Raw genomic sequence first — 26,911 nt, forward strand, 5'->3', positions numbered from 1 at the left:
GATGATGGAAACACGTGCCATGATGCGAATGGGGTTGGCGGCGATCTTCGCCGCCGGCCTCGCCCTGCCTGCTCGGGCTGAACGGATTGCCGTCTCTGCAGGTGAAGCGGTTCAGGAGATCATCGATCGTGCCGACGAAGGCGACGTGATCCTCCTGAAGGCTGGCGAGCATCGCGGCCCCATACGCGTCACACGCAAGGTGACCGTTGAAGGCGAGCCAGGCGCAATCGTTACAGGACCGGGCCAAGGAAGCGTTATCACGGTGTCCGCCCCCGGAGCGGTCGTGCGCGGGCTGACGATCCGTGGATCGGGCGCGAATCTTGAAAAGATGGACGCTGGAATCTTCGTCGAAAAGACCGCCGCAGACGCGCTGGTCGAAAGAAACCGCATGGAGGGCAACCTCTATGGCATTTATCTGCATGGGGCAGAGAATTCCATTGCGAAGAACAACACGATCATCGGCATGGAAGAAGGACGCCTGAACGAGGCCGGAAACGGCATCTCGGTCTGGAATGCTCCCGGTGCCAAGGTCCTCGACAACGATGTTCGCTTCGGACGTGATGGCATTTACGTGATCACCAGCAAACGCAACGTATTCTCAGGCAACCGCTTCCGTGATCTGCGCTTCGCCATTCACTACATGTATACAAATGACAGCGAGATCACCGACAACATCTCGATCAACAATGCTGTCGGCTTTGCCATGATGTTCTCAAGCCGTCTGAAGATCACCGGCAACGTCTCGGACGGCGATCGCGATCACGGCTTCCTTTTCAACTACGCCAATGGTTCCCAGATTGCGGGCAACACCGTATTGGGACGCCTCCAGCCTGCCGAGCGCTGGACCAATGCCGGTACGCGGGACAGGAACGACAAGGAACATGGTCTCCCCGCACCGGACACGAGCGAGGTAGCGCAAGGTTCTGATTTTCGCCCTGGTCCGACGAAGTGCGTGTTCATTTACAACGCAAACCAGAACAGGTTCCGCGATAATTGGTTCGAGGGCTGCGAGATCGGCATTCACTTCACGGCCGGTTCCGAGCGCAACGAAATGGTCGGCAATGCCTTCATACGGAACCGCAACCAGGTGAAGTACGTCAGCACGCGCTACCTCGACTGGTCCAAGGACGGGCGCGGCAACTACTGGAGTGACAACCCGGCCTTCGACCTCAACGGCGACGGTCTGGGCGACAGCGCCTACCGCCCGAACGACCTCGTCGACAAAGTGCTTTGGACTGCCCCTCAGGCCAAGGTACTGATGAACAGCCCTGCCGTTCAGGTTATCCGTTGGGCCCAGGCTCAATTCCCAGCTCTCTTGCCGGGCGGTGTCGTCGACAGCAGGCCGCTCATGGCCCCTCCTCCACGTCCTAAAGTGGCCAAGGGAGGCCAGCCATGACCTCAACCGTCGAAATCAGAAATGTCGTGAAACGCTTCGGCAAGGTCGAGGCTGTCCGCGACGTCTCGTTCAGCTTACCCGAGGGTGAGACAGTGGCGCTCGTCGGTCACAACGGTGCTGGCAAGACCACATTGATGAAGCTCATGCTCGGGCTCATTCGGCCCACGAGCGGCAGCATCACCGTGCTGGGCGACGATCCTGCCGCAGGACAGTTCGAGGCGCGTCGACGCCTCGGGTATTTGCCGGAAAGCGTCTCGTTCAATGCCGCCCTCACTGGGCGCGAAACGCTCGCGTTTTACGCCCGTCTTAAGCGCGAGCCGACCACGGCCGTGCAGCCGCTTCTGGATCGCGTTGGCCTGTCCCATGCGGCAAGCCGACGGGTCGGCACCTATTCCAAGGGTATGCGCCAGCGCCTTGGCCTCGCGCAGGCGCTGCTGGGGGAGCCGCGGGTGCTGCTGCTCGACGAGCCGACGACAGGCCTAGACCCGGCCCTGCGTCATAGCTTCTACGAGATCGTCGAGGAGTTGCGCGGGCGCGGGGCCACGGTCCTGCTGTCCTCACATGCCCTGACGGAACTGGAGGAGCGCGCCGGTCGCGTCATTATCATGAACCGCGGGATCAAGGTCGCAGACGGCACGCTTGACGAGTTGCGCCGCATCGCACGGTTGCCGACCCGCATCCGTCTCAAGGTCTCTGATGTGGGTCTTGCCAACGTTCCGAACTGGCTGGGTCCTGTAGAGGGATGGCGCCGGGTCAATGGCCACATGGTCGAGATCGATGCCTCTGCGGAGAGCAAGATCGAAGTTCTGCGGCGCGCGACCAACGAGGGCGCTCCCGTCGAGGACCTCGATGTGATTCCACCGACTCTTGACGAACTCTATGCACACTTCCTCCTGTCGCAGGAGGCGGCTCGATGAGAAACATCCTCATTGTCGCCCGCAAGGAAATCCAAGAGGGACTGCGCAACCGCTGGGTCCTTGCGACGACCCTTCTGCTCGCAGGCCTCGCCTTGTCGCTGACCTTCCTTGGCAGCGCCCCGACGGGCACAGTCGGCGTACGGGCCCTCGACGTCGTAATCGTGAGCCTGTCCAGTCTCACCATCTTTCTGCTGCCGCTGATTGCTCTTCTGATTTCACACGACGCTATCGTGGGAGAAATGGAACGTGGCACGATGCTGCTGCTGCTGAGCTACCCGGTCGGACGATGGCAGGTGCTGCTCGGCAAGTTCCTCGGCCACCTGTCGATCCTGGCCTTCGCGACGCTGCTGGGCTATGGCGCCGCAGCGGGCGCCCTGGCGGCGACAGGCGCGGAGATTGACGCTGAGAGCTGGATCGCCTTTGCTACCATGATCGGCTCTTCAATCATGCTTGGCGCCGCTTTCATCGCTGTTGGCTATCTGGTTAGCGCGCTTGTGCGGGAACGCGGCACTGCAGGCGGCATCGCCGTCGGCATCTGGCTGGTGTTCGTCCTGATTTACGACATGGCCCTGCTCGGCATGCTCGTCGTCGACCAGGGCCAGATCCTTTCAGGCAGTTTCCTCAACGCCCTTCTCCTGCTCAACCCCGCCGACGCCTATCGCCTGTTCAACCTGACGGGCTCTGCAGGCGTCAGTGCGTTCTCCGGCATGGCCGGAGTGGCGCAGAGCGCCACCTTGAGTCCGCCTGTCCTCCTCGCTGCACTTGCAGCCTGGGCCCTTGTCCCGCTCGCGCTTGCCGCGCTTGCATTCTCCAGGAGAGAATTATGAGAAAGATCATCCTTCTCGCCGCCTTCGCGGGCGCGCTGGCGCTCACCGGGTGCAACGACCAAAAGACCGCTGAGGCACCGCCGCCTCCGCAGGAACTGACGACAGCGGCTATCGGCCATTACTGCGGCATGAACGTGTTGGAGCATACGGGCCCCAAGGGGCAGATTATCCTGGCCAGCCGCAAGGAGCCGATCTGGTTCTCGTCTGCACGGGACGCGATCTCGTTCACGATGCTGCCCGAGGAGCCGAAGGACATCAGCGCGATCTATGTGTCGGACATGGCCAAGGCCTCCGATTGGGATAAGCCCGGAACGACCAACTGGGTCGATGCGCGAAAGGCGTTCTTCGTCGTCGGTAGCCGGATGAAGGGCGGCATGGGTGCGGATGAGGCAGTGCCATTCTCCGACAAGGGAGCGGCCGAGAAGTTTGCGGCCGAGAATGGCGGACGCGTGATGGCCTTCGCCGAAGTGCCGAAGGACTATGTTCTCGGCGCGACGGCCGAGACGACAAGCTCCGTCGAGGAGGGGCATGAGGGCCATGGCACCTCTGCTGCACCGAAGGATGGTCACGCGCACTGAAGGAGCCAGCCATGCCGACCAACCTCTCGCGCCGACGTTTCATCGGAGTCACCGCGGCTGCGGCAGGTCTCAATCTCGTGCCGTTCGGATTTCCGGCTGAGGCCAAAGCGCACCTCGTTACTTGGCGCGGCCAAGTGATGGGCGCGGTTGCGACCCTGCAAGTACATCATCACGACCGTGCTGCAGCCGAGCGCCTCATAGAACGCTCGCTGGCGGAGGTGCGCCGCCTCGAGACGGTATTCAGTCTATATCGTGAAGATTCTGCTCTCGTGACGCTCAACCGGAATGGCGTCTTGATTGCGCCGCCAACGGATCTGATCACACTGCTTACCGAATGCCGGCGCTACTGGGAGCTAACCCGCGGCGCATTCGATCCCACTATACAATCTCTGTGGGCGCTTTATCGGGATCATTTCTCCAGCCCCCACGCGGATCCTGATGGGCCACCCGCTTCCACGGTCAAGGCTGCCCTGGAGCGAGTGGGTTTCGGCGGGGTGACGTTCGACGCGAACCGGATCATCCTGCCCCAGCGCGGCATGGGCATGACCCTGAACGGCATTGCACAGGGCTACTTGACGGATCGGGTCGTGGACAGCCTGCGCGCCGGCGGCATCGAGAGCAGCCTCGTCGACATGGGAGAGCCGCGAGCCGTTGGCTCCCACCCCTCGGGCGAAGCGTGGCGCGTCGGCATTGCCGACCCCGAACATCCCGAGCGGGTCAGCGATACACTCAACGCGGTTGATCAAGCGGTCGCCACCTCAGGGAGCTATGGCTTCCGCTTCGATCCCGAGGGGCGTTTCAACCATCTGCTCGACCCGCGCACGGGCGCCTCGGCTAAGCTTTATCGAAGTATCACCGTCGTATTGCCGACAGCTACGGCGGCGGACGCGTTGTCGACTGCATTCAGCCTGCTGCCGCCCGAGGACATCGAGAGAATACTCCAGCGTCTTGGTGAGGGGCAGGTCCGCTTGGTTACTGCATCGGGAGAAACAATCAGACTTCAGGCCTGAGCTATGGGGTCGGAACCGTAACTGACTCAGGAGCCTGCTGTTCTAAGGGTTCCGGCGCGGTGTCTCACAGCAGAAGAACATCCATGAAAAAAGGCGGTTCTCCAGAACCGCCTTTTTATTGATCCATCCTGTACTGTGTTTAACCGCCGTAGGGCGACACGCAGGCCTGTCGTGGCCCGTTCAGGGGCTGGTAACTGTTGTCCGACACGCGATAGGACTTCCAACGGTTCTCGCACCAATTGACATGCGCCGCGCTCAAGCGAACTGGAGCATATACAGGCGGGGCAGCGACGGCTGGCTGATTGGCGATAGCCCCCCCGATGATGGCTCCCGCAACAAAGGCAGCCGGTGGGAACCACCATCCGTTGTGCTGTCGATAGCCCCGACGGTACTCCCGATACCCTCGATGTCCATTGTAGTAGCCCCAGCCGCCACGCCTTTCGAAGCGAGGACGCTCGACGCGGCGCTCATGGCGCGGACGCTCGATGCGGCGGCGCTCGAACCTGTCTCGGTCGTCACCACGACGGAACTGCACCTGCTGCAAGCTAACGCTCGCGGCATCAGGCTTCATGACAGGTAAAGGAGCTGCATTTACAGTTGATACCGCAGACCCAAGAACGCTCGTAGCCAAACAAGTCGCAACAATACCAGACACTACTCTCTTCATAACTATCTCCGCAGGCAGATGGTGAACTCGTTGCCTGTATGGAATTTTGAGCTCCGCTGGTGAATGCGAACTGAATGCTGGCATTAAGCTTTCGTAATGTTCAAGAGACGTCTTGATCACCGAAGCCGGCGCGCTTCTCCCAAGCCGCGGAATATTCCCTTTGTGTCAAAGGGTGAGAGCGGTCGTATCGCTTGAGATCAATGCCCTCAGAATCCCCTGTTGCGTACGTTCACTGTGTTGCACCATCGCCGATCGCGCCTGTTCCGGATCACGGAGGCGCAACACTTCCACGATGTGGCGGTGGTCGTCACTGGTTTCAGGGTTCACGTCTCGGCTAAGCGCGCCGAGATAGAACAGCCGCGTACACTCGTCGAGAAAGGCACTGACCATAGCCAGGAGACGTGGATTGTTGGCACCTTCGGCAATGGCGATATGGAAATCGCGATTGGCCTTCACGAATGACTGCACGCTCTCCCCTTGAGAGGGATCATACCGAGCCTCTGCCATTGCTTCCAACCGATCGAGATCAGCGGGTGTCAGGTTGAGCGCCGCCATAGATGCGGCGGTCCCCTCAGTCATGGCTCGAATGGCAAACAGGTCGTTGATATCCTTAACGGTTATCGGAGTGACCCTATAGCCCCGGCGAGGAAACGCTTCGATCAATCCCTCGGCGACCAACCGTCCGAGAGCCTCTCGCACTGGGGTCTTGCTCATCGAGAGCTCGTCGGCAAGTTCTGCCTCAGAAAACTCGGCACTGGGACGCAATTCCCCTGAAAGCACCCTTGCCCGCAAGGCTTGGTAGGCGGTCTCGGTCAGCGACAATTTCCTGCTGCGAGCACCTGTGCCATCGCGCATGGGAATGAGGGTCTGCAATCTGGCGTACTCCTACTGTCGAAGCGTGCGGGCATCCTCCAGCACGGTCGCTGAAGCGCCTTCATCGCTTATTCCGTCCTTCTCCCCTGGATTTCCTCAATACGCAAGAGAGTGACACTCGACATGACATATTTTGTAGTATATCACCAGGAATATCACTGAGCTGAGCCAAGAATCTTGGCCGGAGGGGCGTTTGGCGGAAATACTCGTGATCAATCCGAACAGTTCGAAGGAAGTGACCCAGTCGATGCGAGGATGCCTTGGCGTGTTCGATGGCAACGGGCATCGGATCCGCTGCGTGGAACTGGAAAACGCCCCGCCTGGCATCGAAACCGACGATCACGTTTCCCAGGTTATCCCCCTTCTTATCAACGCTGCTGCCAGTGCCCGCGCTGACGCCATTGTCGTGAGCTGCTTCTCGGATCCGGGCATCGATCGGGTCCGCGCCGCGACCCCGCTGCCGGTCACTGGCATTGCCGAAGCCGCCTATTTGACAGCGCTTGGCCTGGGCCGCCGTTTCGGCATCGTGTCTCTTGGCCCCTCGTCTATCGTTCGGCACCGCCGCTATCTCGAAGCCCTGAAGCTCGAACAGCGACTGGCGGGCGACCGCTCCCTCGACATGACAATCGTCGAACTCGTGGCCTCGAATGTGGTGGAGCGGGTCGCGCGGATTGGCGCGGCGCTTCGCGATGAGGATGGCGCGGATGTCGTCATCCTGGGCTGCGCCGGTCTGGGCACGTATCGCGCTGCGCTGCAATCGGAACTCGGCTTACCCGTCATCGATCCGGTCCAGGCTGGAGTCGCCCTCGCCTGCACTCACGCCGAACTCGGATACATGGGAAGAGGACAATGAGCATCGATCTTGTCGTCCGAGGGACGGTCGTCACCCCAGATGCCATTTTGAGAAAGGGTTGGGTTGCCATCAAAGGTGGTGCGATCCATTCCGTCGGCTCTGGGGAGGCTCCGGCAGCCAAAGAAACGCACGATGCCGGCGATGCCTATGTCCTTCCCGGCATCATAGACGGCCAGACCCATGCCGGTAGCTACATGGGGCTTCCCGGCATCGAACCTACGACACGCTCAGCAATTGCGGGCGGCGTCACGACGCTCGTCGACATGCCTTACGACAACCCGGAGCCTTTGAGTTCGGGCGCGCAATTCTCAGCGAAAGTCGAGGCGATCCACCGCTATGCCCACGCGAACGTAGCCCTTTATGGCACCATCATGCCGGGCCAGCCTCTCGATGAGGTTTCTCAGCTCGTGGAATGCGGCGTTATCGGTTTCAAGATCTCTGCCTTCGAAAGCAGTCCGACACGCTTCCCCCGCATCGACGCAGCGATGACCCTCGATCTGCTCGAGGCTCTTGCTGCGACCGACCTGCCGCTCGGCCTTCACAATGAAGACCAGGAGATCGTCCGCTCTCGCGTCGCGCGAGCACGCGCTGCCGGAAGCAACGGCATCGCTGCTCACTCCCCTAGCCGCCCCCCGGCTGCAGAGCTGGCATCAACGGCTCATTTCCTTGAACTCGCCGCGAGCGCTGGCGCACACGCGCACATCGTACACATCAGCGTGCCGCGGGGTTTTCAGTTGGTCGACCATTACGCGCGTGATGGATACCGCGCAACGGGCGAACTCTGCGTCCATTATCTCTGGTTCGATCCTGATCGTGATGGCGATGGACTCGGCGCACGCATGAAGGTCAACCCACCGATCCGCCCGGGTCAGATCGAGTCCCTCTGGCAGGAGCTGATTGATGGGCGGATCGCCTTTGTCAGCTCGGACCATTCGAGCTGGCCGATAGACAACAAGTTCACTGACAGCATCTTCGACGCCGGCGCCGGAGTTCCTGGCATGGAGACGCTGCTTCCGGCCTTCTTCACGGTTGCTAAGGAGCATGGCGCCGATGCGGCTCGAATGACTGCCGATTATCTGGCGGAACGTCCAGCCAGATTCTTCGGCCTGTGGCCGCAAAAAGGCGCGTTGCGGCCGGGCGCCGATGCCGACATCGCGATCTTTGAGGAAATGGAGACGATCTGGGACTCATCGAGAGCCGAAGATGGTCTTTGCTGGAGCCCCTATGACGGGCGTCGGTTCGCTGGCCGGGTCGTGCGCACCTATCTCGGTGGCAACCTCGCCTATGACGGCAACTCCATCGTCAACAAGCTCGGCGCCGGCCGCTTCGTCGCCCGAGGCGCATCCAAATGGTTTCAGAAGGACAAGGCTCAATGACCGACGCGGCTTCAAACCCTCCCGACAATGGCACCGTCGAGAAGGCGATCACATTTCTCTATTATGTCGACCTGCAAAAAGCCTTCGACTTCTACACTCAGGTGATGGGCTTCCCTCTGGAGATCGATCAGGGCTGGTCGAAGATCCTGCGGATTGCCGAGCATGCCTATATCGGCCTCGTGGATGAAACGCGCGGCATGCATCGCGCCCATCCGGTGAAGCCCGTTCAGGTCTGCATCCGCGTTCCCGACGTCGATGCATGGCACCGCTATCTCGCTGCACACAATGTCGCGGCTCTGACGGAGCCAAAGGATAGTTCTGCACTCGGGATCAGGGCTTTCGTCCTGGAAGACCCTGAGGGGTACCAAATCGAGGTGCAGACCGCACTGAGATGAATCCCACCATCGGCGAAAGATCGGCAAAGCATACAAATCACAAAGGGAACTAAAATGTTGAACTTACGCATGACCAAAGGCCGGAATGCTCTGTTTGCGGCTGCTGTCTTCCTCGCATCGACGGCATTGACCGGCACGGTTGACGCCAAGACCCTCAAGGTGGGCCTCACATCGGATGCGGTGAGCCTCGATCCGCAGGCGGGCGAGGAGCTTTCAAGCAACATCCTTTTCTACCACATCTACGATCCGCTGGTGCGCCGGAAGGCTGACCTTTCCTTCGGGCCCGGTCTTGCCGAAAGCTGGTCTCTGACCGACGACACCACTTGGGTCTTCAAGCTCCGCAAGGGCGTGAAATTCCACAATGGCACCGACTTCAAGGCTTCGGACGTGGTGTTCACGCTCGATCGGCTCAAGAAATCGCTGATGGCCAATCTCGGGGCCAATATTTCGGCCTTCCGCGCAATCGACGACTACACCGTCGAGATCAAGACGCCGCGTCCTTACGCCGTCCTGCCGAACGACCTAGCCGCCGTTCTCATTCTCAGCGAGCAATATGCCAAGGAAGTCGGCAACGAGAAACTTGATTTGAAGCCCGTGGGAACAGGCCCCTACAAGGTCGTCGAGTGGATCAAGGAAGATCACATCACTCTCAGCGCCAATAAGGACTACTTTGCAGGCGCCCCCAAGATCGACACCGTCACGTTCCGCCCGATCACGAACGGTGCAACCCGCACCGCAGCGCTGCTCACTGGCGAGGTCGATGTCATTCAGGACCTCAACGTGCGTGACGTCAGCCGTGTCCAGGCGGACGAGCGATATAAGGTTCTCACCCAGCCGAGCCTGCTGAACGTGGTGGTGTCCATCGACAATCGCGAGAAGAGCCCGACGATTGCGCTCGACAAAAACCCGATGGCGGATCGACGTGTCCGCGAGGCCATGATCCGCGCTATCGACACAAACGCGATCAACAAGATCATCATGAACGGCTTGTCGACACCGTCCGATCAATATGTTCCCGCCTCCCATACCGGCCATGTGGATGGGGCGAGCTTCCGCACAACGTACCCCTTCGATCTCAAGAAGGCTGCTGAACTGATGGCGGAAGCCGGTTATGCCGATGGCTTCACCGTCACGCTGGATGCCACTAACAACCGCTACGTAAACGACCAGCAGATCGCTCAGGCGCTGGCTTCCATGCTGGGCAAGATCAAGATCAACCTCAAGCTCAACCTGATGCCGAAGTCGAACTTCTTCGGTTATATCCGCGTCCCGAGCAATCAATCGAGCCTGATCATGAGCGGTTGGGACGTCCCCTCGGGCGACGGCGGCTCGATGTACGGCGTGATGTTCTATTCGCGCGGCAAGAAACAAGGCTATGGCCAGGTCAACCGGGGCTCCTACTCCAACCCCGAGGTGGACGCTTTGATCGACAAGGCGGATGCGACGCCTAAGCTGGAAGAGCGCGATGCGCTCCTGCAGGAAGTCACGAAAATTCTGATGCGCGACATTCCCATGATACCGATCCACTACGAACAGGATCTGTATGCAGCCAAGAAGACAGTCGAAATTACGCCGCGCGCCGACAAGTTCCTTTGGGCCTACGAAATCGACGTCAAGGAGTAAGGCTTCCCGCCTTGCTTATTGAAACGAGATGCCAGCCAGACTGGCTGGCATCTCTGCGTCTTTACTTTCGGCAATCCATGGGAAGACCATCTTGCTCGGCTATACGATAAAGCGGCTCTTGCAGATGACGCTGGTACTCTTCGTAGTGTCTGTCATCGTTTTTTTGATGATGAGCTTCACCGGCGACCCAGTCTTCATGGTGATCCCGATTGACTCAACTGAGGCTGAGATCGAACAGGCTCGCCGTCTACTCGGCCTGGACCGCTCGCTGTTCAGCCAATACTGGATCTTCCTGACGAACCTTCTGCAGGGAGACTTCGGACGCTCCTACGTGTTCAGGCAACCTGCGATGGATCTTATTCTCGAGCGGCTGCCTGCGACTATCGAGATGGTGCTTGTAGCGATCACGCTGGCGACTCTGGTTGCGGTTCCTCTCGGCGTCTATGCTGGAGCCAACCCTAATCGGCCAGCCTCACGGGGCATCATGGCCGGCTCCTTGCTCGGCATCTCTCTGCCGGGTTTCTGGGTCGGCATGATGCTGATTTTCTTCTTCTCAGTCCGGCACCAGTTTCTGCCGTCTTCAGGACGGGGCGAAACTATCCAGTTCCTGGGGCTTCGCCTGTCAATCCTCACAGCTGATGGCTGGTCACACATCATTCTACCCGCCGTCACGCTTGCCCTTGCTACGCTGGCGATCATTCTCCGCATCACGCGCGCCGGCATGATGGAAGTGATGCGGCAGGATTACATCCGTTTCGCCCGCGCAAAAGGTGCGTCGCGGCGGCATATCCTGTTTGGACACGGCCTGAAGAATGCGCTTATCCCGGTCGTGACGATCTTCGGGCTCCAGCTTGGAGACCTGATCGCCTTCGCGACGATTACGGAAACTATCTTCGCCTGGCCTGGCACCGGCAAACTCCTGATCGACTCGATCTATCGCGGCGACCGTCCTGTAATCGTGGTCTATCTCATGCTGACCGCCTTCATCTTCGTCGCCATCAATTTCATCGTCGACATCGTCTACACGCTGATCGACCCACGCATCACTGTGAAATGAGTGGGACATGAACCGGCTTCTTTCCTCAGAATTTCTCTACAATTATCGCAGGAACCTGCCCGCGATATTCGGCAGTGCGCTTTTGGTCATCTTCGGCCTTATGGCGCTCGTAGGGCCGCTCCTCGTAAGCCAGAACCCCTACGACGTGTCGCAACTCGAGTTGATGGACAGCTTCAAGCCGCCAGCCTGGCTGGAGGGTGGTGACAGCCGGTACCTTCTCGGAACGGATGGCCAAGGTCGCGACGTCCTGGCCTTGATCGTCTACGGAGCCCGCATCTCCGCCTTCATCGGTCTGACAGCGATGGCCTTTTCCTGTGTGATCGGCACGACGCTCGGACTGCTTTCGGGCTATTACAGCGGCACCCTCGATAGCATCATCATGCGCATCGCCGACATCCAATTGTCGTTCCCTTCCATGCTGATCGCGCTGTTTCTCATGTCAGCTTTCGGCACCGGCATCGTCATGGTTCTGATTGCCCTGACCGCAGTCGGATGGGTGGTCTATGCCCGAACAGTTCGCGGTTCCACCCTGAGCGAAATCCAAAAAGAATACATTCAGGCGGCCCGCGTGGCCGGGCTCGGCAACTTCCAGATCATCATACGCCACGTCCTGCCGAATGTGATGACACCGCTCATCGTCGTTTCAACGATCCAAGTAGGCACGTTCATTCTCATCGAAGCCTCACTGAGCTTCTTGGGTGTTGGAGTTCCGATCACAGAGCCATCACTTGGACTGCTGGTGAAGGAAGGTTTCGACGTTCTGTTCTCGGGAATTTGGTGGACCTCCGCATTCCCAGGGCTGTTCATCATGTTTCTTGTCTTCGGCATCAACCTGTTCGGCGACTTCCTGCGCGACGAACTCAATCCTCGTCTGCGGTAGATTGTGAAGGAAGTTGCGAGATGAATGAGACGCTGCTCGACATTCGTGGGTTGAAAACACATTTTCATACCTTCGGCGGGTTGGTTAAAGCCGTCGATGGCGTGAGCTTCGATGTCAAAAGGGGCGAAGTCGTAGGCTTGGTTGGTGAATCGGGTGGCGGGAAATCCGTCATCGGCTTCTCGATCCTGCGACTGATCGATCCGCCGGGGAGAATCGAGGCCGGTGAGATCGTCTTCGACGGCGAGGACCTCATCAGGAAGACTGAAGACGAGCTCCGTGCGGTTCGCGGCGGCGAGATCGCCATGGTCTTTCAGGATCCGATGACGTCGCTCAACCCGGTCTACACTATCGGCCGGCAAATGGATGAGATGCTCAAGCTCCACACGGATCTCGACGAGCCCGCTCGTCGCGCCCGCTGCATCCGCATGTTGGAGGATGTCGGCATTTCGGAGGCCGAAAGCCGCCTTGACGCCTATCCACACCAGTTCTCGGGCGGGATGCGTCAACGTGTGGTAATCGCCATCGCTCTGCTGGCGGGATCGCGCCTGATCATCGCCGATGAGCCGACGACGGCGCTCGATGTTACCGTGCAGTCGCAGATTCTGAAGCTGATGCGGCGGCAGATCTCCGAGCGAGGCGCCGCAATGATCCTCGTAACCCACGATCTCGCGGTAGTATCAGAGATGGCGGATCGGGTAGTGGTTCTCTATTGCGGCAAGGTCGTCGAGCGCGGACGCACCGAGGATGTGATCGCTCACCCTGCCCATCCATATACGCGTGGCCTGCTCGACAGCATTCCCCGCATCACCGACCGGCAGCACCGGCTGCGGCAGATTCCGGGCACGGTTCCGGACATTCGTAAACTTGGCAAAGGCTGCAGTTTTCGCGAGCGATGCTTCCGGGCGCAGCCACTCTGTGCCGAACAGGCGCCCAAACTTGCCCCTGTCCGGCACTCGCTGGACGCTGCCTGTCATTTCCCGCTTGAGGAGTCCGAGGCATGACGACGCCGGTTTTAGAGGTTCGTAACCTCGTCAAGGCCTTCCCTGTCGGCGGCGGCATCTTCGAGCGGCTGCGTTTCGCTAAAGGCCACCTACTGGCGCCCCAGAAGATTCTGCGCGCGGTGAACGGCGTGAGCCTGTCCATCGCCCCCGGGGAAGTGATGGCGCTCGTCGGCGAATCCGGATGCGGCAAGTCGACCGTCGCCAAGACCATCGCGCGCATCTATGAGCCTACATCGGGCGAAATTCGGATCGATGGTGAGGATGTCTCACATCTTGCCTTCAAGCAGATGCGCCCTGTGCGGCGCAAACTGCAGATGATCTTTCAGGATCCCTATGCATCCCTCGACCCTCGCCAGCGGGTGAAGGACATTGTCATCGAGCCCCGACGCGCTCAGGCTGAAAAGGGCTTGAGCAGGAAGGCTTTGGAAGCGGAAGCCGTAGCTCTTCTGGCCCGCGTCGGCCTCAACGCCGAGCAAGCGAACCGCTATCCCCATCAATTTTCAGGCGGACAGCGGCAGAGGATCGGAATTGCCCGGGCGCTATCGGTGCGGCCGAAGCTGATCATTGCCGATGAGCCCGTATCGGCCCTCGACGTCTCGATCCAAGCCCAAATTCTCAACCTGATGATGGATCTTCGCGACGAGTTCGGCTTGTCGTACCTGTTTGTCTCCCATGATCTGTCGGTCGTTCATCACATCGCCGACCGGATCGGCGTGATGTATCTCGGCTTCATGGTCGAAACCGCAACCCGCGATCAATTGTTCAACCAGCCGAAGCACCCTTACACAAGGGCTCTTCTGTCTGCGGCACCCACCGTCGACAGAGCTTTGCGCAAGCCGGAGATCGAAATTGCCGGCGAGGTTCCTAGCGCCCTGCGCCTACCCCAAGGCTGCTGCTTCCGCACGCGCTGTCCGTTGGCTTTCGACCGATGCGCAGCGGAGCGCCCTGCCCTTTTAGAACAGCCCGATGGAAGCTCCGTCGCCTGCCACCTTCACAACCAAGCGGCCTGAAGCCAGGAGAACGACCATGTCCTCCATCGTCACGATTCTCCAGCCACGCCTGCGGCTGGACGATCCACATGATTGCACGGATGCGAATGACGTGCTTGCCATCTTCGACGCAATCTTCGACGGGCTGGTTCGTTATGGCCAGGACGGAGGTTACATTCCGGGGTTGGCCGAGCGCTGGCAGGTCAGCGAGGATGCGCGTGTTTGGACCTTCACCCTTCGCGGGGGATTGGTTTTTCACGACGACACTCCCTGTGATGCCGAGGCCGTTTGCCTCTCCCTGCGCCGCATGGCCCGCGCGGACAAGGGTTATACGCTTGGCGCTCCAGGAGTTTGGCACCAATACCTCGGCGATGCCGCCATAGAGGCGACGGACGACATAACCATTACTATCCGTCTCGCCAAACCGATAGCCGATCTGCTCGATATCCTGGTGTATGGCTATGTGCTCGCACCCTCCGCCCATGAGCGGTACGATTCCGGTGATACCACGCAGCCGGTCGGAACAGGCCCCTATCGGATGATCGAAGCAGTCGATGGCCAGGAGATACGGCTGGAGCGCTTTGAACGCTGGCATGGGGCGCCTCCTGTGAACGCGTCGCTCCGGTTCAAGCTGGAAGCGGACCCCGCAAAGCGCCTCTCAGCATTGCGCTCAGGCGAAGCACAGGTAGCAAACAGCCTGGACTACCGGGGTTCTATGGATCTGGAGACCAGCAGCGGTCATACCCGTGCAATATCCCTCATTCCCGTCGCTATCATCTATCTCTTCAACGCAGCACGCGGTCCGTTTAGCGATCCCCGCATCCGGCGGGCCCTCAACCTAGCCGTCGACAGGCAAGCCCTCGTGGACCGCGTCGTACACGGCGCGGCGAGACCGCTGACAGGGTTCGTGAGCCCAGCCCATTTCGGTAGCGCTCCAACCGTCAACAATAAGCCCGATTTGGATGAGGCCCGCCGCCTCATTGTCGAGGCTGGCTTTGCGGATGGCTTGGAGATCGAGGTGGATTGCCCAACGCGGCTTCCCGACGAGGCCCAGGCACTGACGGCGGCCGTCTCTGAGCAGTTATCGGCAATCGGCGTTTCGCTGAAAGTTTTCCTTCATGAGGATCGTGAAGCCTACGCTCACGGTGTCCGATTGAAGAAGGTACGTGACATGTGCGTCTTCGACTCGAGTCCGTTGAGCACGTTTCGGGTCCTAGCCGAGAAGATCGACGCACGGGTGGCAGGATCATGGTGGCTCGGCTACCACAACGCAACTGTCGAAGATCTCCTCGACGAAGGTCGCCGATCGACGGACCCGTCCGAGCGGGAAGCCATCTACCAGCAGGCGTACCGGAAGCTCCAGGCCGATCCCGCTTGGCTCTACCTCTACAATCCGTTGCGGGTCACGGGCCTTGCCGGATCACATCCCGAATGGAGGATGCGAACGGACGGCGTGCTTGATGTCACTGCCCTGCCTGCTTTCGCCTCTCAGGAGCCCTCAGCATGATCGAAGTTGATCTGATCGTCACCGGTGGAACGGTGATCTCGATGGACGCCACTCGTCGCATCATAGATTACGGCGCTGTGGCGATCTCCTCAGACAGGATCGTCGCAGTCGAGGAAGCTGCCGTCATCGCAGAGCGGTATAGCGCCTCTCGAACCATCGATGCATCCGGCAAGATCATCATGCCCGGTATGATAGACGTTCATGCCCATGCCGGCCACGGTCTCATAAAGACGATGGGTATGGAGCAGGGCAACCACTGGGAGGAAATCTGCGGCGCTGCTTATACAACCGGCTCTACACCGGAATTCTGGCATGCCGAAGCTCAACTCGCGGCGCTGGAGCGTCTGCAATTCGGCGTGACGACCGGTGTATCCCTGCTCGGGGGCGGCGACACCATCATGCGCACGGACGATGTTGCCTACGGTCGTGCTCATTGCGAAGGTGTCAGCGCGGTTGGAACGCGGTCTGTAGTTGCCGTCGGACCGACCCGCCCACCCCATCCACGCACGTATGCCACTTGGCGCGAAGGGACTCGGTCGGATTACCAGGTCAGTTTCGAAGATCAGCTTGAAGTCAGCAACGCGCTGCTTCGCGAGTGGCATGGTACCGGCCGTATCCGCATTGCGCTCTTAACGCCCGTATTGCGCAACGAGCATGAAGAGGAGATGTCGCCGGGTGACTATGCTGAGGCGATGGCCCAGACAAAGATCGTCCGCGAACTCTCCAGAGAGGCCGGTGTCGTCTTTACTCAGGACGGCCACCGGAGAGGCTCAGTGACGCGCGCCCATGCCATGGGCATCCTGGGCCCTGACGCCCTGCTCTCGCATGCCATCGACCTCACACCCGAGGAAATCCGCATCGTTGCCGATACCGGTACGCGGATCGCTCACAATCCGAGCGCGATTGCATCGATCCTGGGACGTTGCCCCGCCATCGAGCTGATGGAAGCGGGTGCCGTCGTTGCCATCGGGTCGGACGCCACCGCGCCGGACCGGTCAGGTGACATGTTCCGTCACATGCAGCAATGCATGCACTACCATCGCACCCACTTCCGCGATCCAAAGGTGCTGCCTCCGGGCAAAGCCCTGGAGATGGTCACAATCGATGCAGCGACTGCACTGGGGCTCGAAGCCGAGATAGGATCATTAGAGGTCGGAAAGAAGGCAGATGTGGTTCTGGTAGATATGGCGCGGCCCCATCTTGCGCCCTTCCAGATGCCAGCCTTCCATTTGATCTACTTCGCCAATGGGAACGATGTCGTGACCGTGATCATCGACGGCGAGGTCGTACTTGAGCAAGGCCGCCCCACGCGCATTGAGCCGAGCAGCGTGATCGAGGAAGCCAATCGAGAGGCTGAGGCCCTCGTCGGCCGCATGGGACTTCAAACCATGATCAGCCAACCTGAAGGTTTCTTTGGCTACACCCGATATCCAGCATCACGTGGAGAGCATTAATGACCAGACTGACTGAGGACGCCAAAGGCGTCTATGTGATAGCGCTCACGCCGTTCACTGAAAACGGGGATCTCGATCTCGTCAGTACCGACCGAATGGTTGATTTCTACCTCGAGCGCGGTGCGACGGGGCTGACCGTGCTGGGTATGATGGGCGAGGCCCAGAAACTCACGATCGATGAGTCTCAAGCCTATGTCCGGCGTATCTTGAAGCGGGTCGGCGGGCGCGTGCCGGTGGTAGCAGGCGTCTCGGCGCCGGGATTTGCCCAGATGAAGGCGCTGACCGATATGGTCATGAACGACGGCGCCGCCGGCGTCATGGTCGCACCGCCTTCGTCACTGCGCAATGATCAGCAGATTCTGAACTATTATAAGCAGACGGCAGACTTCCTCGGCGAAACGCCCTTCGTTCTGCAAGACTTTCCGCTGGTGACCGGAGTTACAATCCCCGTTTCGGTCATCCAGGCAGTCATCGACCAGCTTCCCACGTGCGTTTGTCTGAAACATGAGGATTGGCCAGGGCTTTCGAAAATCACCGCACTTCGGACGATGGCGGAGAAATCCGGTGGGCGGCGGATTTCCATTCTTTGCGGCAATGGCGGCATGTTTCTGCCGGAAGAAATGGCGCGCGGGGCAGATGGGGCCATGACGGGGTTCGGCTATCCCGAAATGATGCGCGATGTCGTTAATCATCACAATGCTGGGAATGCGGATCGGGCCCAGGATATATTCGACGCCTATCTGCCGCTTGCGCGCTATGAGCAGCAACCGGGTCTCGGACTTGCAATCCGCAAGTACATCATGGCCAAGCGGGGTGCGATCGCATCCTCCACTCTGCGTAAGCCCGGCGGCGAGTTGTCTCGCGACGACATCGCGGAAATTGAACGCTTGATTGCACGCCAGACTAAGCGGTTGCAGGAGTTAGGCTGATGGACCTCGGATTGCAGAATAAGAAGGCGTTGGTGCTCGGAGCAAGTCGCGGACTTGGTGCGGCCATTGCCCGATCTCTGGCGCTCGAAGGTGTCGAAGTCAATGCCGCAGCCCGCAACAGGGATGCAATTTCCGAATGGGCCGCCACATTGCCGAAAGCAGGAGGGCGCGTCATTCCTTACGCGGTCGACATGGCGGATATCGCCAGCGTCGATACGCTCATAGCAGCGCTATTGGAGGCTGGCGGCGTCGATATCCTGATCAACAACACGGGAGGCCCACCACCAGCACCCGCGCTCGAAGCCAAGAGAAGCGACTGGCTTCGCCAGTTCGAGACGATGGCCGCCAACATCTTTCATCTGACAGGCGCTCTGCTGCCGGCAATGCAGCAGCGGGGTTGGGGAAGAGTGATTTCCATCGCGTCATCAGGCGTTGAACAGCCGATCCCGCGCTTGGCCCTGTCGAACGGCATCCGCTCAGCACTCATCGGATGGTCAAAGACACTGGCTGCGGAAGTCGCCAGAGACGGCGTTACCGTCAATGTGGTTCTACCAGGACGGATTCACACTAAGCGTGTCGATGAACTCGATGCGAGCGCCGCTCAACGAGCCGGGCGCGATGTCTCCGAGATCGCGGCGGAATCTGCAGCTTCGATACCGATGGGCCGTTATGGACGCCCGGAGGAATTTGCCGATGCTGTCATCTTCCTGGCATCTGAGCGCGCATCTTATGTAACAGGGACGAAACTTCGCGTTGATGGTGGCGCCACTAGGTCGATCTGACCGACTTGATCGATGTTCTATCGCTTTGGCCCGCTTATATAAGCGGGCCAAAGTAAACCCCTACGAGCTATCCAGATTGAGAGCGCCTCAATGCGTGCTTGGTGAAGTTCGTGCCCCAGGATGTCTCCGATAGGGGCTTTCGCTCGCAGTCCCATCAGGCGCTATCTCTTTAGCCCGAATGCTCGCTCAGCTCACCGGAGAGTTCATATACCTGGATCCTGGCTTCGAATCCCTTTGGCTGGATCGTGTCGACTGCCCGGAATACGAAACGGTCGGACACTCGGCGTTGGATAGCGTCGCTGACGAGGATATCCGTTCCGTATTCCTTATTGAGGGGCTCAAGCCGCGCGGCTAGGTTCACCACCGCACCAAGGACTGTGTAAGCCATACGGTCATCTGACCCGATGGTGCCAACGACCGCTTCCCCGGTGTGGAGCCCGAACCGTGTCCGATAGGCCGGCCAGCCCTCGCGCTCAAACTCCTCATTGAGCCTCCGGTTGGCTTCGCGGCAGGCCAACACTGCAGCACAGGCGTGGGCGATATGATCGGGATCATCGGCCGGCGCGTTCCAGATGGCCATGATGGCGTCACCGACGAATTTGTCGACCGTGCCGCCGTGCTCCGTGATCACAGCAGACAGCACGGCGAGATAACGCGAGGTGCGAAGCATGACCTGCTCGGGGTCGGCCTTCTCAGTGATCGCTGTAAAGCCTGTGATGTCGGTGAACAGGATCGTGACCTCACGACGAGAGCCTCCGGGTTCGAGGGCATCCCCAGTAGCGACGAGCTGCTGGACAAGACGCTTCGGCACGAAGCTGGCGAACGTTCGCACTACGGTCCGCATGGTCGCAACGGATCGTCCAAGGTCGTCTATCTCTCTGATGATCGATCTGATCCTTCGCGTGGGCCCCTCGGTTTCGAATTTCTGGATACGATCCGTCTCCCGCGCCAGGGCCTTCATGGATCCCGACAGCATCGAGCCGATCCACCAGACGACCGGGAGTGCGGCGAGGACGAGACCGAGCGCCAGGAGAAACAGCCGGCGCCGTCCGGCCTCGATCTCGGCGAAGAACTCGTCGAGCGGCGCCATGACGGCAAGGCTGAGACCGGAGGATCGGGCTGTCCCGATCGAGCGGAACGCCACGACATAGGTCCGCCCATCCGCCGCCTCGAAGATCTGCTGTGTGGCTCCGCCCCGCTGCCAAACATTCAAGGGCTGCGTAATATCGACAGTCACAAGCTGGCCAAGGGGTGGCAGATCGATAAGTTGGCCTGCTGCACGGGTGTGAAAAACCTCCTCCATGCGGGGATGCGCGACGATCTTCCCGCTGTCGTCGAACAGAAATACGACACCGGAGGTGCCGAGCTTCTGCGAGCGCAGGAAGGCATCCGCCTCCGAGAGAAGGATATCCCCGGCAACGATGCCGCGTCGCCCTTGCGGGAACGGCGCCCGCACCGTGTAGCCGATCAGGTTTGCGAGCCCGAAAACGTAAGGTTCGGTGATAGGGCCGGCTCCGGGCTGGAAGGCGTCCCGATACCATGGTCTCTCGCGCGGATCGTAGCCGGCTGTGCCATGGTCTTGCGCAAGGATGGCCAGATCGGAGGAGAGATAGGATGTGAAGCGGACGCGTGATTCCTCCCCTGGCGGTGTCTCTATAATGGTCAGCCTGAAGGCGGCATCGGGTGGCGCCTGGAGCTGCTCGCGAAGTGCAGGCCCTGCCCGATCCAGCATATCGAGTTCAATGAACGCGCCGTCGTCGTAACCGACATAGAGATTGTAAAGTTGCCCATGCCGGCGCAGGAGCGCTGCCAGAGTGGAGTAGAGAGACGGATTGCCGAGGATCGTGCCGGACTTGACAGGCTCGAGCTGCCGCAGGACTTCCAGGATATCGAGCACATCCTTGAACTCCCCGTCCACCCGATCGGCCGTGTGGTCGGCAACCCGGTCGATAAAGGCTAGGGCGGCCGAGCGCGTTATCGAGCGGGCGCGGTCGAAGCTGAGGAAGACCAAGGTAAGGCCCACGGCAAGCACCACTGCCACGAACAGCGTCGTAACAGAGAGTTGAAAGCCGAACCGAACCCGCATGACCTCAGCCTTCTTGTGGCCCCGCCCCTAGTGGCGGCCGAGCCAGTGTACCGATTGCTGCCGCCAAAGGTAGACCGTATTGGCTCCGGCTCACAGGTCGAACATCGGACAATCTCCTGGGAGAAGAGAAGCGCGCCCTGGACCCGACGGCTGAAGTCAACTTCTCAGGGTCTAATCGGCCTCGGCGTGTCGCTTCACATACACAAGACGCTTCGTCTTTTCCCTGCTGGATATTGCACGACTTTGGCCAGCACTCATGCGTCTTGCTGCGTCAAAGGCATACCTAGCAGAGCGCGGCGTTTGAGCCATGGGCTGGCCCGATAACGTGGATCGCGATAGAAGGCATGGCATGCGTCGAGGATGCCGAGGATCCGCCGGGGTCCAAGGTCATCGCCGAACCGCAACGAACCACGCGGATAGCTCAACCCTATTTCGACAGCGCTATTGATGTCCTCCGGCGTCGCGATCCGTTGCTGGGCGATGTCTGCTCCGATGTTCACGATGCAGGCAATTATACGCTGGGCGATAAACCCCGGACTGTCATGAATGACGGTCACGGGGCGACCGCTGGCTGCGAGCAGTGCGTGTGCGGCATCTCTAATATCCGGGCGAGTAACGGGCGTCCTCATCAACGTTCGCCTGCAATCCAGGCCAAACAGGCAATCGACTGCCACAGAACGCGTAGGATCGAGATCATCGTTCAAGGCAGCGGTCGTTGTATCCTCCCCGAACGGCGTCAGCATGATGATGGCCTCGTCGGAAGGCCGGCTGCCGGTTTCAATGCGCGCTCCAGTCGCCGCAACGATGTCGCGCAGGGCATCGGATGCACCCCGATGCCGATTGCCGATCCAGATCTTGAGGCTTTTCAGATCTACCTTGGGAACAGCCGGTTCGAGCGGCTTCTGTGCACGACCATCGACATAGGTATAGAAACCCTGCCCTGTCTTGCGCCCGAGAAGCCCTGCAGCAAGGCGCTGCGTCAAGATCGGAACGGGTCGGTAGCGGGGCTCCTCGTAATATTGGTGGTAGATCGACTCGATGACTGGATGAGAGACATCCAAACCGGTGAGATCCAGAAGTTCAAACGGACCCAGGCGGAATCCCGCCGCATCTACCATCACTCGGTCCACATCGGCGAAGCTCGCAATGCCTTCGGATACGATGCGAAGAGCCTCCGTCGCGAAGGCCCTGCCAGCATGATTGACAAGAAATCCGGGCGTGTCGGAGACCCGAACCGGCCGGTGTCCCATGCGATGCGCTATCGCAGTGAGTGCATCGAGGATGCGTCCGTCTGTCATGATACCGCCGATAACCTCAACCAGTTTCATCAGCGGAACGGGGTTGAAGAAGTGGAACCCAGCGACGCGTTCCGGCCTGCGGGCTTTAGCGGCGATTGCCGTGACAGAAAGCGAAGACGTGTTCGTTGCAAGGATACAGTCATCACCGACCACTTTCTCAAGTTCGGCGATCACCATCTGCTTAATATCCAGTCGCTCAGCCACGGCTTCTATAACGATATGGCAGGAGGCAAAGGCATCGTAGCCCTTGTCCGGCCCAGCGTCTGTCGCCCGCAAGCGACCAACGGCAGCTTCGGCATCTTTCGGGGTGAGACTTCCCTTGGCAGCTTTGCGGCGGATCATATCGGCACTGAAGGCAACAGCCTCAGCGACGACCTCGGAGCGAATGTCGGCCAGGAGAACCGTGATGCCTGCTTCAGCCGCTACCTGGGCGATGCCGCGCCCCATGATACCGGCTCCGATAATTCCAAGAGTGAGATCCGGCCGCGTAGCGTCGATTGTCATCATCAAAGCCCCTTGAAGTTCGGCACTCGCTTATCAAGGAAAGCATGCATGCCTTCCTTCTGGTCTTCGGTCCCGAACATGAGCTGAAACGCATGCCGTTCCATGACGAGGGCAGCATCCAGGGGAAGATCCCCGCCTTGCAGGACCAATTCCTTGATCTTCCTTGCTGCGATTGGCGGAAGCAGAGCGATTGAACGCGCGAGTTCCAAGGCGCGGTCGAGGACTTCGGTGTCAGGGACAACTTCGGTGACCAGCCCCATCGCCTCTGCCTCCTGAGCAGAAACCATTTCGCCTGTCAGCAGGATCTTCATTGCCTTGAACTTCCCGACAGCTCGCAGAAGTCGCTGCGTTCCGCCTGCACCTGGAATGATCCCGACCTTGATCTCCGGCTGTGCGAATTTGGCTCCTTCCCCGGCGATGATCATGTCGGCATGCATGGCGAGTTCGCATCCGCCCCCTAACGCAAAGCCATTCACGGCAGCGATCAGCGGCTTGGGGAAGTCCTTGATGAGAGCCCAGTCGCGCTCGCTCGCGCGAAGCATCATGTCGACAGGCTGAGCGTCTGCCATGGCCTTGATATCGGCACCTGCCGCAAAAACCTTTTCAGTCCCGGTCAAGACGACACAGCGTATCTCGTCATTGCCGGCAAGATCCGCAAAGATCCGAGCCAGTTGTCCACGCATGGCACTGTTCAGCGCATTTCGAGCCTCTGGTCGATTGATGCGCACGAGAGCGACACGATCGCCCCCACTCTCCAGCAAGACCTCCATGCTTCCCTCCTGACCCAACCTGCTTTAATGCGCCATACTTGGATTGGCCCATCGGCCGAAGCCGTCACAATCACTTTTCAGATGGCACCACAGCTGTCGCTTCGATTTCCAGCAATGCGGCCTTTTCCACGAGCCGCACGACTTGGACTAGAGCCATCGCAGGATAATGAGCTCCAAAGACGCTCCGGTAGGCACGGCCCATGTCACGAAGATTGGCTAAGTAATCATCGATGTCGACGACATACCAGGTCAACCGGATGATATGCTGTGGCTTGGCGCCACCTTCCGCCAGGATGGCGCAAATATTCTCGAACACTTGACGCGCCTGGGAAACGAAGCCTTCGGGGAACTCACCCGCCTCGTTCCAGCCCACGACGCCGCCTGTTACGAGGATCTTTCCCTCTGCCATCATGCCGTTCGAATAGCCTTTCGGGACCGGCCAATTTTTTGGCTGCAGAACCTCGACGCCATCATCGAGGAACGGCATGGTTTGGGAGTCTTTAGAGACCGTCATCGACAATTCTCCTGGTCGCGTTCCAAGGCCGCATACAGGTCCCGGGAACGAAAAATCGAAAGGGCATGCCGGTTTGCCGCAGCCTTAGCGGCTACCGCTCCCAGCACCGGATCCATCGAGCATCTTCAGAAGCTCGCGTGCGATCACGACCTTCTGCACCTCCGTGGCGCCCTCATAGATGCGAAGGGCGCGAATCTCGCGGTAGAGTTCCTCGACCTTCACGCCCTTGGTCACACCGAGACCGCCGAAAATCTGGACCGCCTTGTCGATGACGTGTTGAGCGGCTTCAGAGGCGTGCATCTTGGCCATCGCAGCCTCTCGCGTCACACGAGGCGCCCCTTGATCCTTTGCCCACGCGGCGCGATAAACAAGAAGCGCCGCGGTGTCTACGTCGGTCGCCATGTCGGCCAAGGCGGCCTGAGTCATCTGGAGTTCTGCCAGCGGAGCACCGAAGAGATGACGGGAGGAGGCATGGCGCAAAGCTTCATCCAAGGCCCTCCGGGCGAACCCCAGCGAAGCGGCGCCAACAGTCGAGCGGAAGACATCCAGGGTCGCCATAGCGACCTTGAAGCCCTCCCCCGGGTTACCGATCCGCTTTGTCAGCGGAACCCTGCACCCCTCGAAACGCAATGTCGCCAGCGGATGCGGCGCGATAACGTCGATCCGCTCCTCGATGACAAGGCCGGGAGTTTCCGCATCGACCACATAGGCAGACAACCCTCGCGCACCCGGAGCCTCGCCGGACCGTGCGAAGACAATGTAATAATCCGCAATCCCACCGTTGGAGATCCATGTCTTACGGCCATCGATCCGGACATGTTCAGGGCCGTCGGGAACGGCAGTCGTGCTCATGGCAGCGACGTCAGATCCCGCTTCCGGCTCGGATAACGCAAAAGCCGCGATGGCCTCGCCACGGACAACCCTCGGCAGGTATTGCTGCTTCACCGCCTCGGAACCGAAAAGGCTGATCGGGCCGGAGCCAAGGCCCTGCATCGCGAAGGCAAAATCCGCTAGTCCTTCCTCATAGGCCAGCGTTTCGCGGGACAAGCAGAGCGTTCGTACATCGAGGGTCGGATAAAGACCGCCATAGGCCTCCGGCACGGCGGCTCTCAACCACCCATCCTCGCCGAGCTTGCGCACAAGACGGCGGCAGGACCCATCCACGTCGCCATGATCGACAAGGCTGTGAGCTTGGGTCTTTACCCATGCCCCCAGAGACTCCGCATACCGGAGGTGGCGATCTTCGAAAAAGGGCCATTTTAGAAACGTGGCATCGATCATGTCAGTCGCCCTGGAAGACTGGCTTTTCTTTCGCCGCGAAAGCCCTGTAGGCGCGGGCGAAATCTTCAGTTGTCATGCACAGGGCCTGCGCCACCGCCTCAGCCTCGATCGCCTCCTCCACCGACATCGCCCATTCCATGGCCAGCATTCGCTTCGTCATGGTGTTGGCGTATGTGGGGCCCGTCCCGATCATCCGCGCCAGGGCTTGCGCCTCGCTCATGAGTTCAGAGGCGTCGACGAGGCGGCTGAAGAAGCCCCAACGCTCACCCTCCTCCGCGCCCATGAAACGGCCGGTATACAGCAGTTCAGAGGCGCGACCCTGCCCGATGATGCGCGGAAGGATGGCACAGGCACCCATATCGCATCCGGCGAGACCGACTTTGTTGAACAGGAAAGCCACCTTCACACCGGGCGCCGCGATCCGAATGTCCGAGGCCATGGCGATGATGGCCCCCGCGCCCGCGCAGATGCCTTCGACAGCCGCGATGATGGGCTGCGGAGCAGCGCGCATGGCCTTCACCAACTCTCCGGTCATCCGCGTGAAGGCCGTCAGACCCTTCGTGTCCATCTCAACAAGAGGCCCGATAATCTCGTGCACATCCCCGCCGGAGGAAAAGTTGCCGCCGGCACCGGTTACCACAATGGCTTTTACGGTGTCGTCCTTGGCACAGGCGTGAAAGAAGTCAGCCAGCTCGCGGTAACTCTCGAAGGTCAGCGGGTTCTTCCTTTCCGGACGGTTCAGCGTGACCAGAGCGACCGGACCTTCTACGGAGAGGAGGAAGTGGTCGGGCTTGTACTCGGCGAGCGGTAATCTGACTGAGTTGGCGAACTGCATCATTGGGCAACTCCTATGATGGCGTTTCTGGCGGAGAGCTTTGTTTTGGCGAGCAGGCGCATCAAATCCTTCTGCTCTCTCTGCGTGAGCCCGCCAAAGATCTCGGCAATCCATGCCTCGTGCTCGGCAGCCATCACGCGGAACTCCGATCTGCCGGCTGGCGTCAGGTTGATGATCTGAGCCCTGCGGTCGATCTCGGAGACGCGGCGTTCGATATGCCCGGACGTGACGAGCCGGTCGACCAGGCTGGTAAGATTGCCGTTCGACACCATCATTCGCTTCGAGAGATCCGAGAGCGTCATTCCGTCTGGGGTTTTCTCGAGTTGCGCCATCAGGTCGAAGCGCGGAAGCGTCACATCGAACTGATCACGCAGCCGACGACGAACCTCGCCTTCGATCAGCGTGGAGCAGGTCAGCAGACGCAGCCAAAGCCGAAGCTCGTCACGGTGATCTTCGGGCGTCTCGATAGCCTTCGTCTCGGCATCGAGCGGAATTTGCAGGTTACTCAT

At 59.9% G+C, this 26,911-nt stretch carries 26 protein-coding genes; 17 read left to right on the plus strand and 9 right to left on the minus strand.

Going from position 1 to position 26,911, the window contains the following annotated elements:
- The first annotated feature begins 1 nt into the window (after position 1).
- The 5 genes from BLP10_RS14740 to BLP10_RS14760 are packed head-to-tail and all read left to right on the plus strand — an operon-like array spanning position 2 to position 4,728.
- Complete coding sequence (locus BLP10_RS14740) at positions 2–1,396, plus strand: nitrous oxide reductase family maturation protein NosD (RefSeq protein WP_091135987.1); 1,395 nt, start codon at positions 2–4, stop codon at positions 1,394–1,396.
- The gene (locus BLP10_RS14745) at positions 1,393–2,313 is read left to right on the plus strand and encodes an ABC transporter ATP-binding protein (protein ID WP_091135990.1); all 921 of its coding nucleotides are present in this window, start codon (positions 1,393–1,395) and stop codon (positions 2,311–2,313) included. Before BLP10_RS14740 ends, BLP10_RS14745 begins: the two co-directional genes overlap by 4 nt.
- Positions 2,310–3,140, plus strand: a complete 831-nt coding sequence (locus BLP10_RS14750) for an ABC transporter permease (protein ID WP_091135994.1) — start codon at positions 2,310–2,312, stop codon at positions 3,138–3,140. The genes BLP10_RS14745 and BLP10_RS14750 overlap by 4 nt, the downstream gene beginning before the upstream one ends.
- A complete protein-coding gene (locus BLP10_RS14755) occupies positions 3,137–3,718 on the plus strand; it encodes a nitrous oxide reductase accessory protein NosL (RefSeq protein WP_091135998.1) in 582 nt (193 codons plus the stop codon). Before BLP10_RS14750 ends, BLP10_RS14755 begins: the two co-directional genes overlap by 4 nt.
- Before the next feature lie 11 nt (positions 3,719–3,729).
- Positions 3,730–4,728, plus strand: a complete 999-nt coding sequence (locus BLP10_RS14760) for an FAD:protein FMN transferase (RefSeq protein WP_091136001.1) — start codon at positions 3,730–3,732, stop codon at positions 4,726–4,728.
- A gap of 139 nt (positions 4,729–4,867) precedes the next feature.
- Here BLP10_RS14760 and BLP10_RS14765 read toward each other — a convergent pair whose 3' ends face one another.
- Both BLP10_RS14765 and BLP10_RS14770 read right to left on the minus strand, forming a co-directional pair.
- Entirely contained in the window at positions 4,868–5,395 is a 528-nt protein-coding gene (locus tag BLP10_RS14765) for a BA14K family protein (protein WP_091136004.1), read from the minus strand.
- Between the two features lie 165 nt (positions 5,396–5,560).
- Complete coding sequence (locus BLP10_RS14770; RefSeq protein WP_091136007.1) at positions 5,561–6,268, minus strand: GntR family transcriptional regulator; 708 nt, start codon at positions 6,266–6,268, stop codon at positions 5,561–5,563.
- 193 nt (positions 6,269–6,461) lie between these two features.
- Here BLP10_RS14770 and BLP10_RS14775 point away from each other — a divergent pair, with 193 nt between their 5' ends.
- The 12 genes from BLP10_RS14775 (at position 6,462) to BLP10_RS14830 (ending at position 19,114) form a co-directional block, all read left to right on the plus strand.
- Positions 6,462–7,121: an aspartate/glutamate racemase family protein gene (locus BLP10_RS14775; protein WP_091136010.1), complete on the plus strand. Its 660-nt coding sequence runs from the start codon at positions 6,462–6,464 to the stop codon at positions 7,119–7,121.
- The gene (locus BLP10_RS14780) at positions 7,118–8,497 is read left to right on the plus strand and encodes a dihydroorotase (protein WP_091136013.1); all 1,380 of its coding nucleotides are present in this window, start codon (positions 7,118–7,120) and stop codon (positions 8,495–8,497) included. The genes BLP10_RS14775 and BLP10_RS14780 overlap by 4 nt, the downstream gene beginning before the upstream one ends.
- Entirely contained in the window at positions 8,494–8,892 is a 399-nt protein-coding gene (locus BLP10_RS14785; RefSeq protein ID WP_091136017.1) for a VOC family protein, read from the plus strand. The genes BLP10_RS14780 and BLP10_RS14785 overlap by 4 nt, the downstream gene beginning before the upstream one ends.
- 69 nt (positions 8,893–8,961) lie before the next feature.
- A complete protein-coding gene (locus BLP10_RS14790; RefSeq protein WP_244510550.1) occupies positions 8,962–10,515 on the plus strand; it encodes an ABC transporter substrate-binding protein in 1,554 nt (517 codons plus the stop codon).
- Between the two features lie 91 nt (positions 10,516–10,606).
- On the plus strand, positions 10,607–11,572 hold the full coding sequence (locus tag BLP10_RS14795) for an ABC transporter permease (RefSeq protein ID WP_091136024.1): 966 nt from the start codon (positions 10,607–10,609) through the stop codon (positions 11,570–11,572).
- Between the two features lie 7 nt (positions 11,573–11,579).
- Complete coding sequence (locus BLP10_RS14800) at positions 11,580–12,452, plus strand: ABC transporter permease (protein ID WP_091136028.1); 873 nt, start codon at positions 11,580–11,582, stop codon at positions 12,450–12,452.
- 20 nt (positions 12,453–12,472) lie between these two features.
- Positions 12,473–13,453, plus strand: coding sequence for an ABC transporter ATP-binding protein (locus tag BLP10_RS14805; RefSeq protein ID WP_091136031.1), 981 nt, complete (start codon positions 12,473–12,475; stop codon positions 13,451–13,453).
- Complete coding sequence (locus BLP10_RS14810; RefSeq protein WP_091136034.1) at positions 13,450–14,463, plus strand: ABC transporter ATP-binding protein; 1,014 nt, start codon at positions 13,450–13,452, stop codon at positions 14,461–14,463. The genes BLP10_RS14805 and BLP10_RS14810 overlap by 4 nt, the downstream gene beginning before the upstream one ends.
- Before the next feature lie 16 nt (positions 14,464–14,479).
- Entirely contained in the window at positions 14,480–15,949 is a 1,470-nt protein-coding gene (locus tag BLP10_RS14815) for an ABC transporter substrate-binding protein (RefSeq protein WP_091136037.1), read from the plus strand.
- Entirely contained in the window at positions 15,946–17,403 is a 1,458-nt protein-coding gene (locus BLP10_RS14820) for an amidohydrolase family protein (protein WP_091136040.1), read from the plus strand. The genes BLP10_RS14815 and BLP10_RS14820 overlap by 4 nt, the downstream gene beginning before the upstream one ends.
- A complete protein-coding gene (locus BLP10_RS14825; protein WP_091136044.1) occupies positions 17,403–18,332 on the plus strand; it encodes a dihydrodipicolinate synthase family protein in 930 nt (309 codons plus the stop codon). The genes BLP10_RS14820 and BLP10_RS14825 overlap by 1 nt, the downstream gene beginning before the upstream one ends.
- Positions 18,332–19,114 (plus strand): SDR family oxidoreductase, encoded by a 783-nt coding sequence (locus BLP10_RS14830; RefSeq protein ID WP_091136047.1) that lies wholly within the window; start codon positions 18,332–18,334, stop codon positions 19,112–19,114. Before BLP10_RS14825 ends, BLP10_RS14830 begins: the two co-directional genes overlap by 1 nt.
- Positions 19,115–19,283: 169 nt before the next feature.
- On the opposite strand, the gene BLP10_RS14835 is transcribed toward BLP10_RS14830, so the two are convergent.
- From BLP10_RS14835 to BLP10_RS14865, 7 genes are all read right to left on the minus strand, one after another.
- The gene (locus BLP10_RS14835) at positions 19,284–21,200 is read right to left on the minus strand and encodes an adenylate/guanylate cyclase domain-containing protein (RefSeq protein WP_091136050.1); all 1,917 of its coding nucleotides are present in this window, start codon (positions 21,198–21,200) and stop codon (positions 19,284–19,286) included.
- A gap of 254 nt (positions 21,201–21,454) precedes the next feature.
- On the minus strand, positions 21,455–23,005 hold the full coding sequence (locus BLP10_RS14840; protein WP_342026183.1) for a 3-hydroxyacyl-CoA dehydrogenase: 1,551 nt from the start codon (positions 23,003–23,005) through the stop codon (positions 21,455–21,457).
- Positions 23,005–23,772 (minus strand): enoyl-CoA hydratase-related protein, encoded by a 768-nt coding sequence (locus BLP10_RS14845; RefSeq protein WP_091136053.1) that lies wholly within the window; start codon positions 23,770–23,772, stop codon positions 23,005–23,007. The genes BLP10_RS14840 and BLP10_RS14845 overlap by 1 nt, the downstream gene beginning before the upstream one ends.
- A gap of 70 nt (positions 23,773–23,842) precedes the next feature.
- Positions 23,843–24,286 carry a RidA family protein gene (locus BLP10_RS14850; protein ID WP_091136057.1) on the minus strand — a complete coding sequence of 148 codons (444 nt, stop codon included), beginning with the start codon at positions 24,284–24,286 and terminating at the stop codon, positions 23,843–23,845.
- 84 nt (positions 24,287–24,370) lie between these two features.
- Complete coding sequence (locus BLP10_RS14855) at positions 24,371–25,567, minus strand: acyl-CoA dehydrogenase family protein (protein ID WP_091136059.1); 1,197 nt, start codon at positions 25,565–25,567, stop codon at positions 24,371–24,373.
- Position 25,568: 1 nt separating this feature from the next.
- On the minus strand, positions 25,569–26,405 hold the full coding sequence (locus BLP10_RS14860; protein WP_091136062.1) for an enoyl-CoA hydratase family protein: 837 nt from the start codon (positions 26,403–26,405) through the stop codon (positions 25,569–25,571).
- Positions 26,402–26,911, minus strand: a complete 510-nt coding sequence (locus tag BLP10_RS14865) for a MarR family winged helix-turn-helix transcriptional regulator (RefSeq protein ID WP_175493923.1) — start codon at positions 26,909–26,911, stop codon at positions 26,402–26,404. The genes BLP10_RS14860 and BLP10_RS14865 overlap by 4 nt, the downstream gene beginning before the upstream one ends.

Origin of the sequence: Microvirga guangxiensis (assembly GCF_900102135.1) — a bacterium.
GTDB lineage: Bacteria > Pseudomonadota > Alphaproteobacteria > Rhizobiales > Beijerinckiaceae > Microvirga > Microvirga guangxiensis.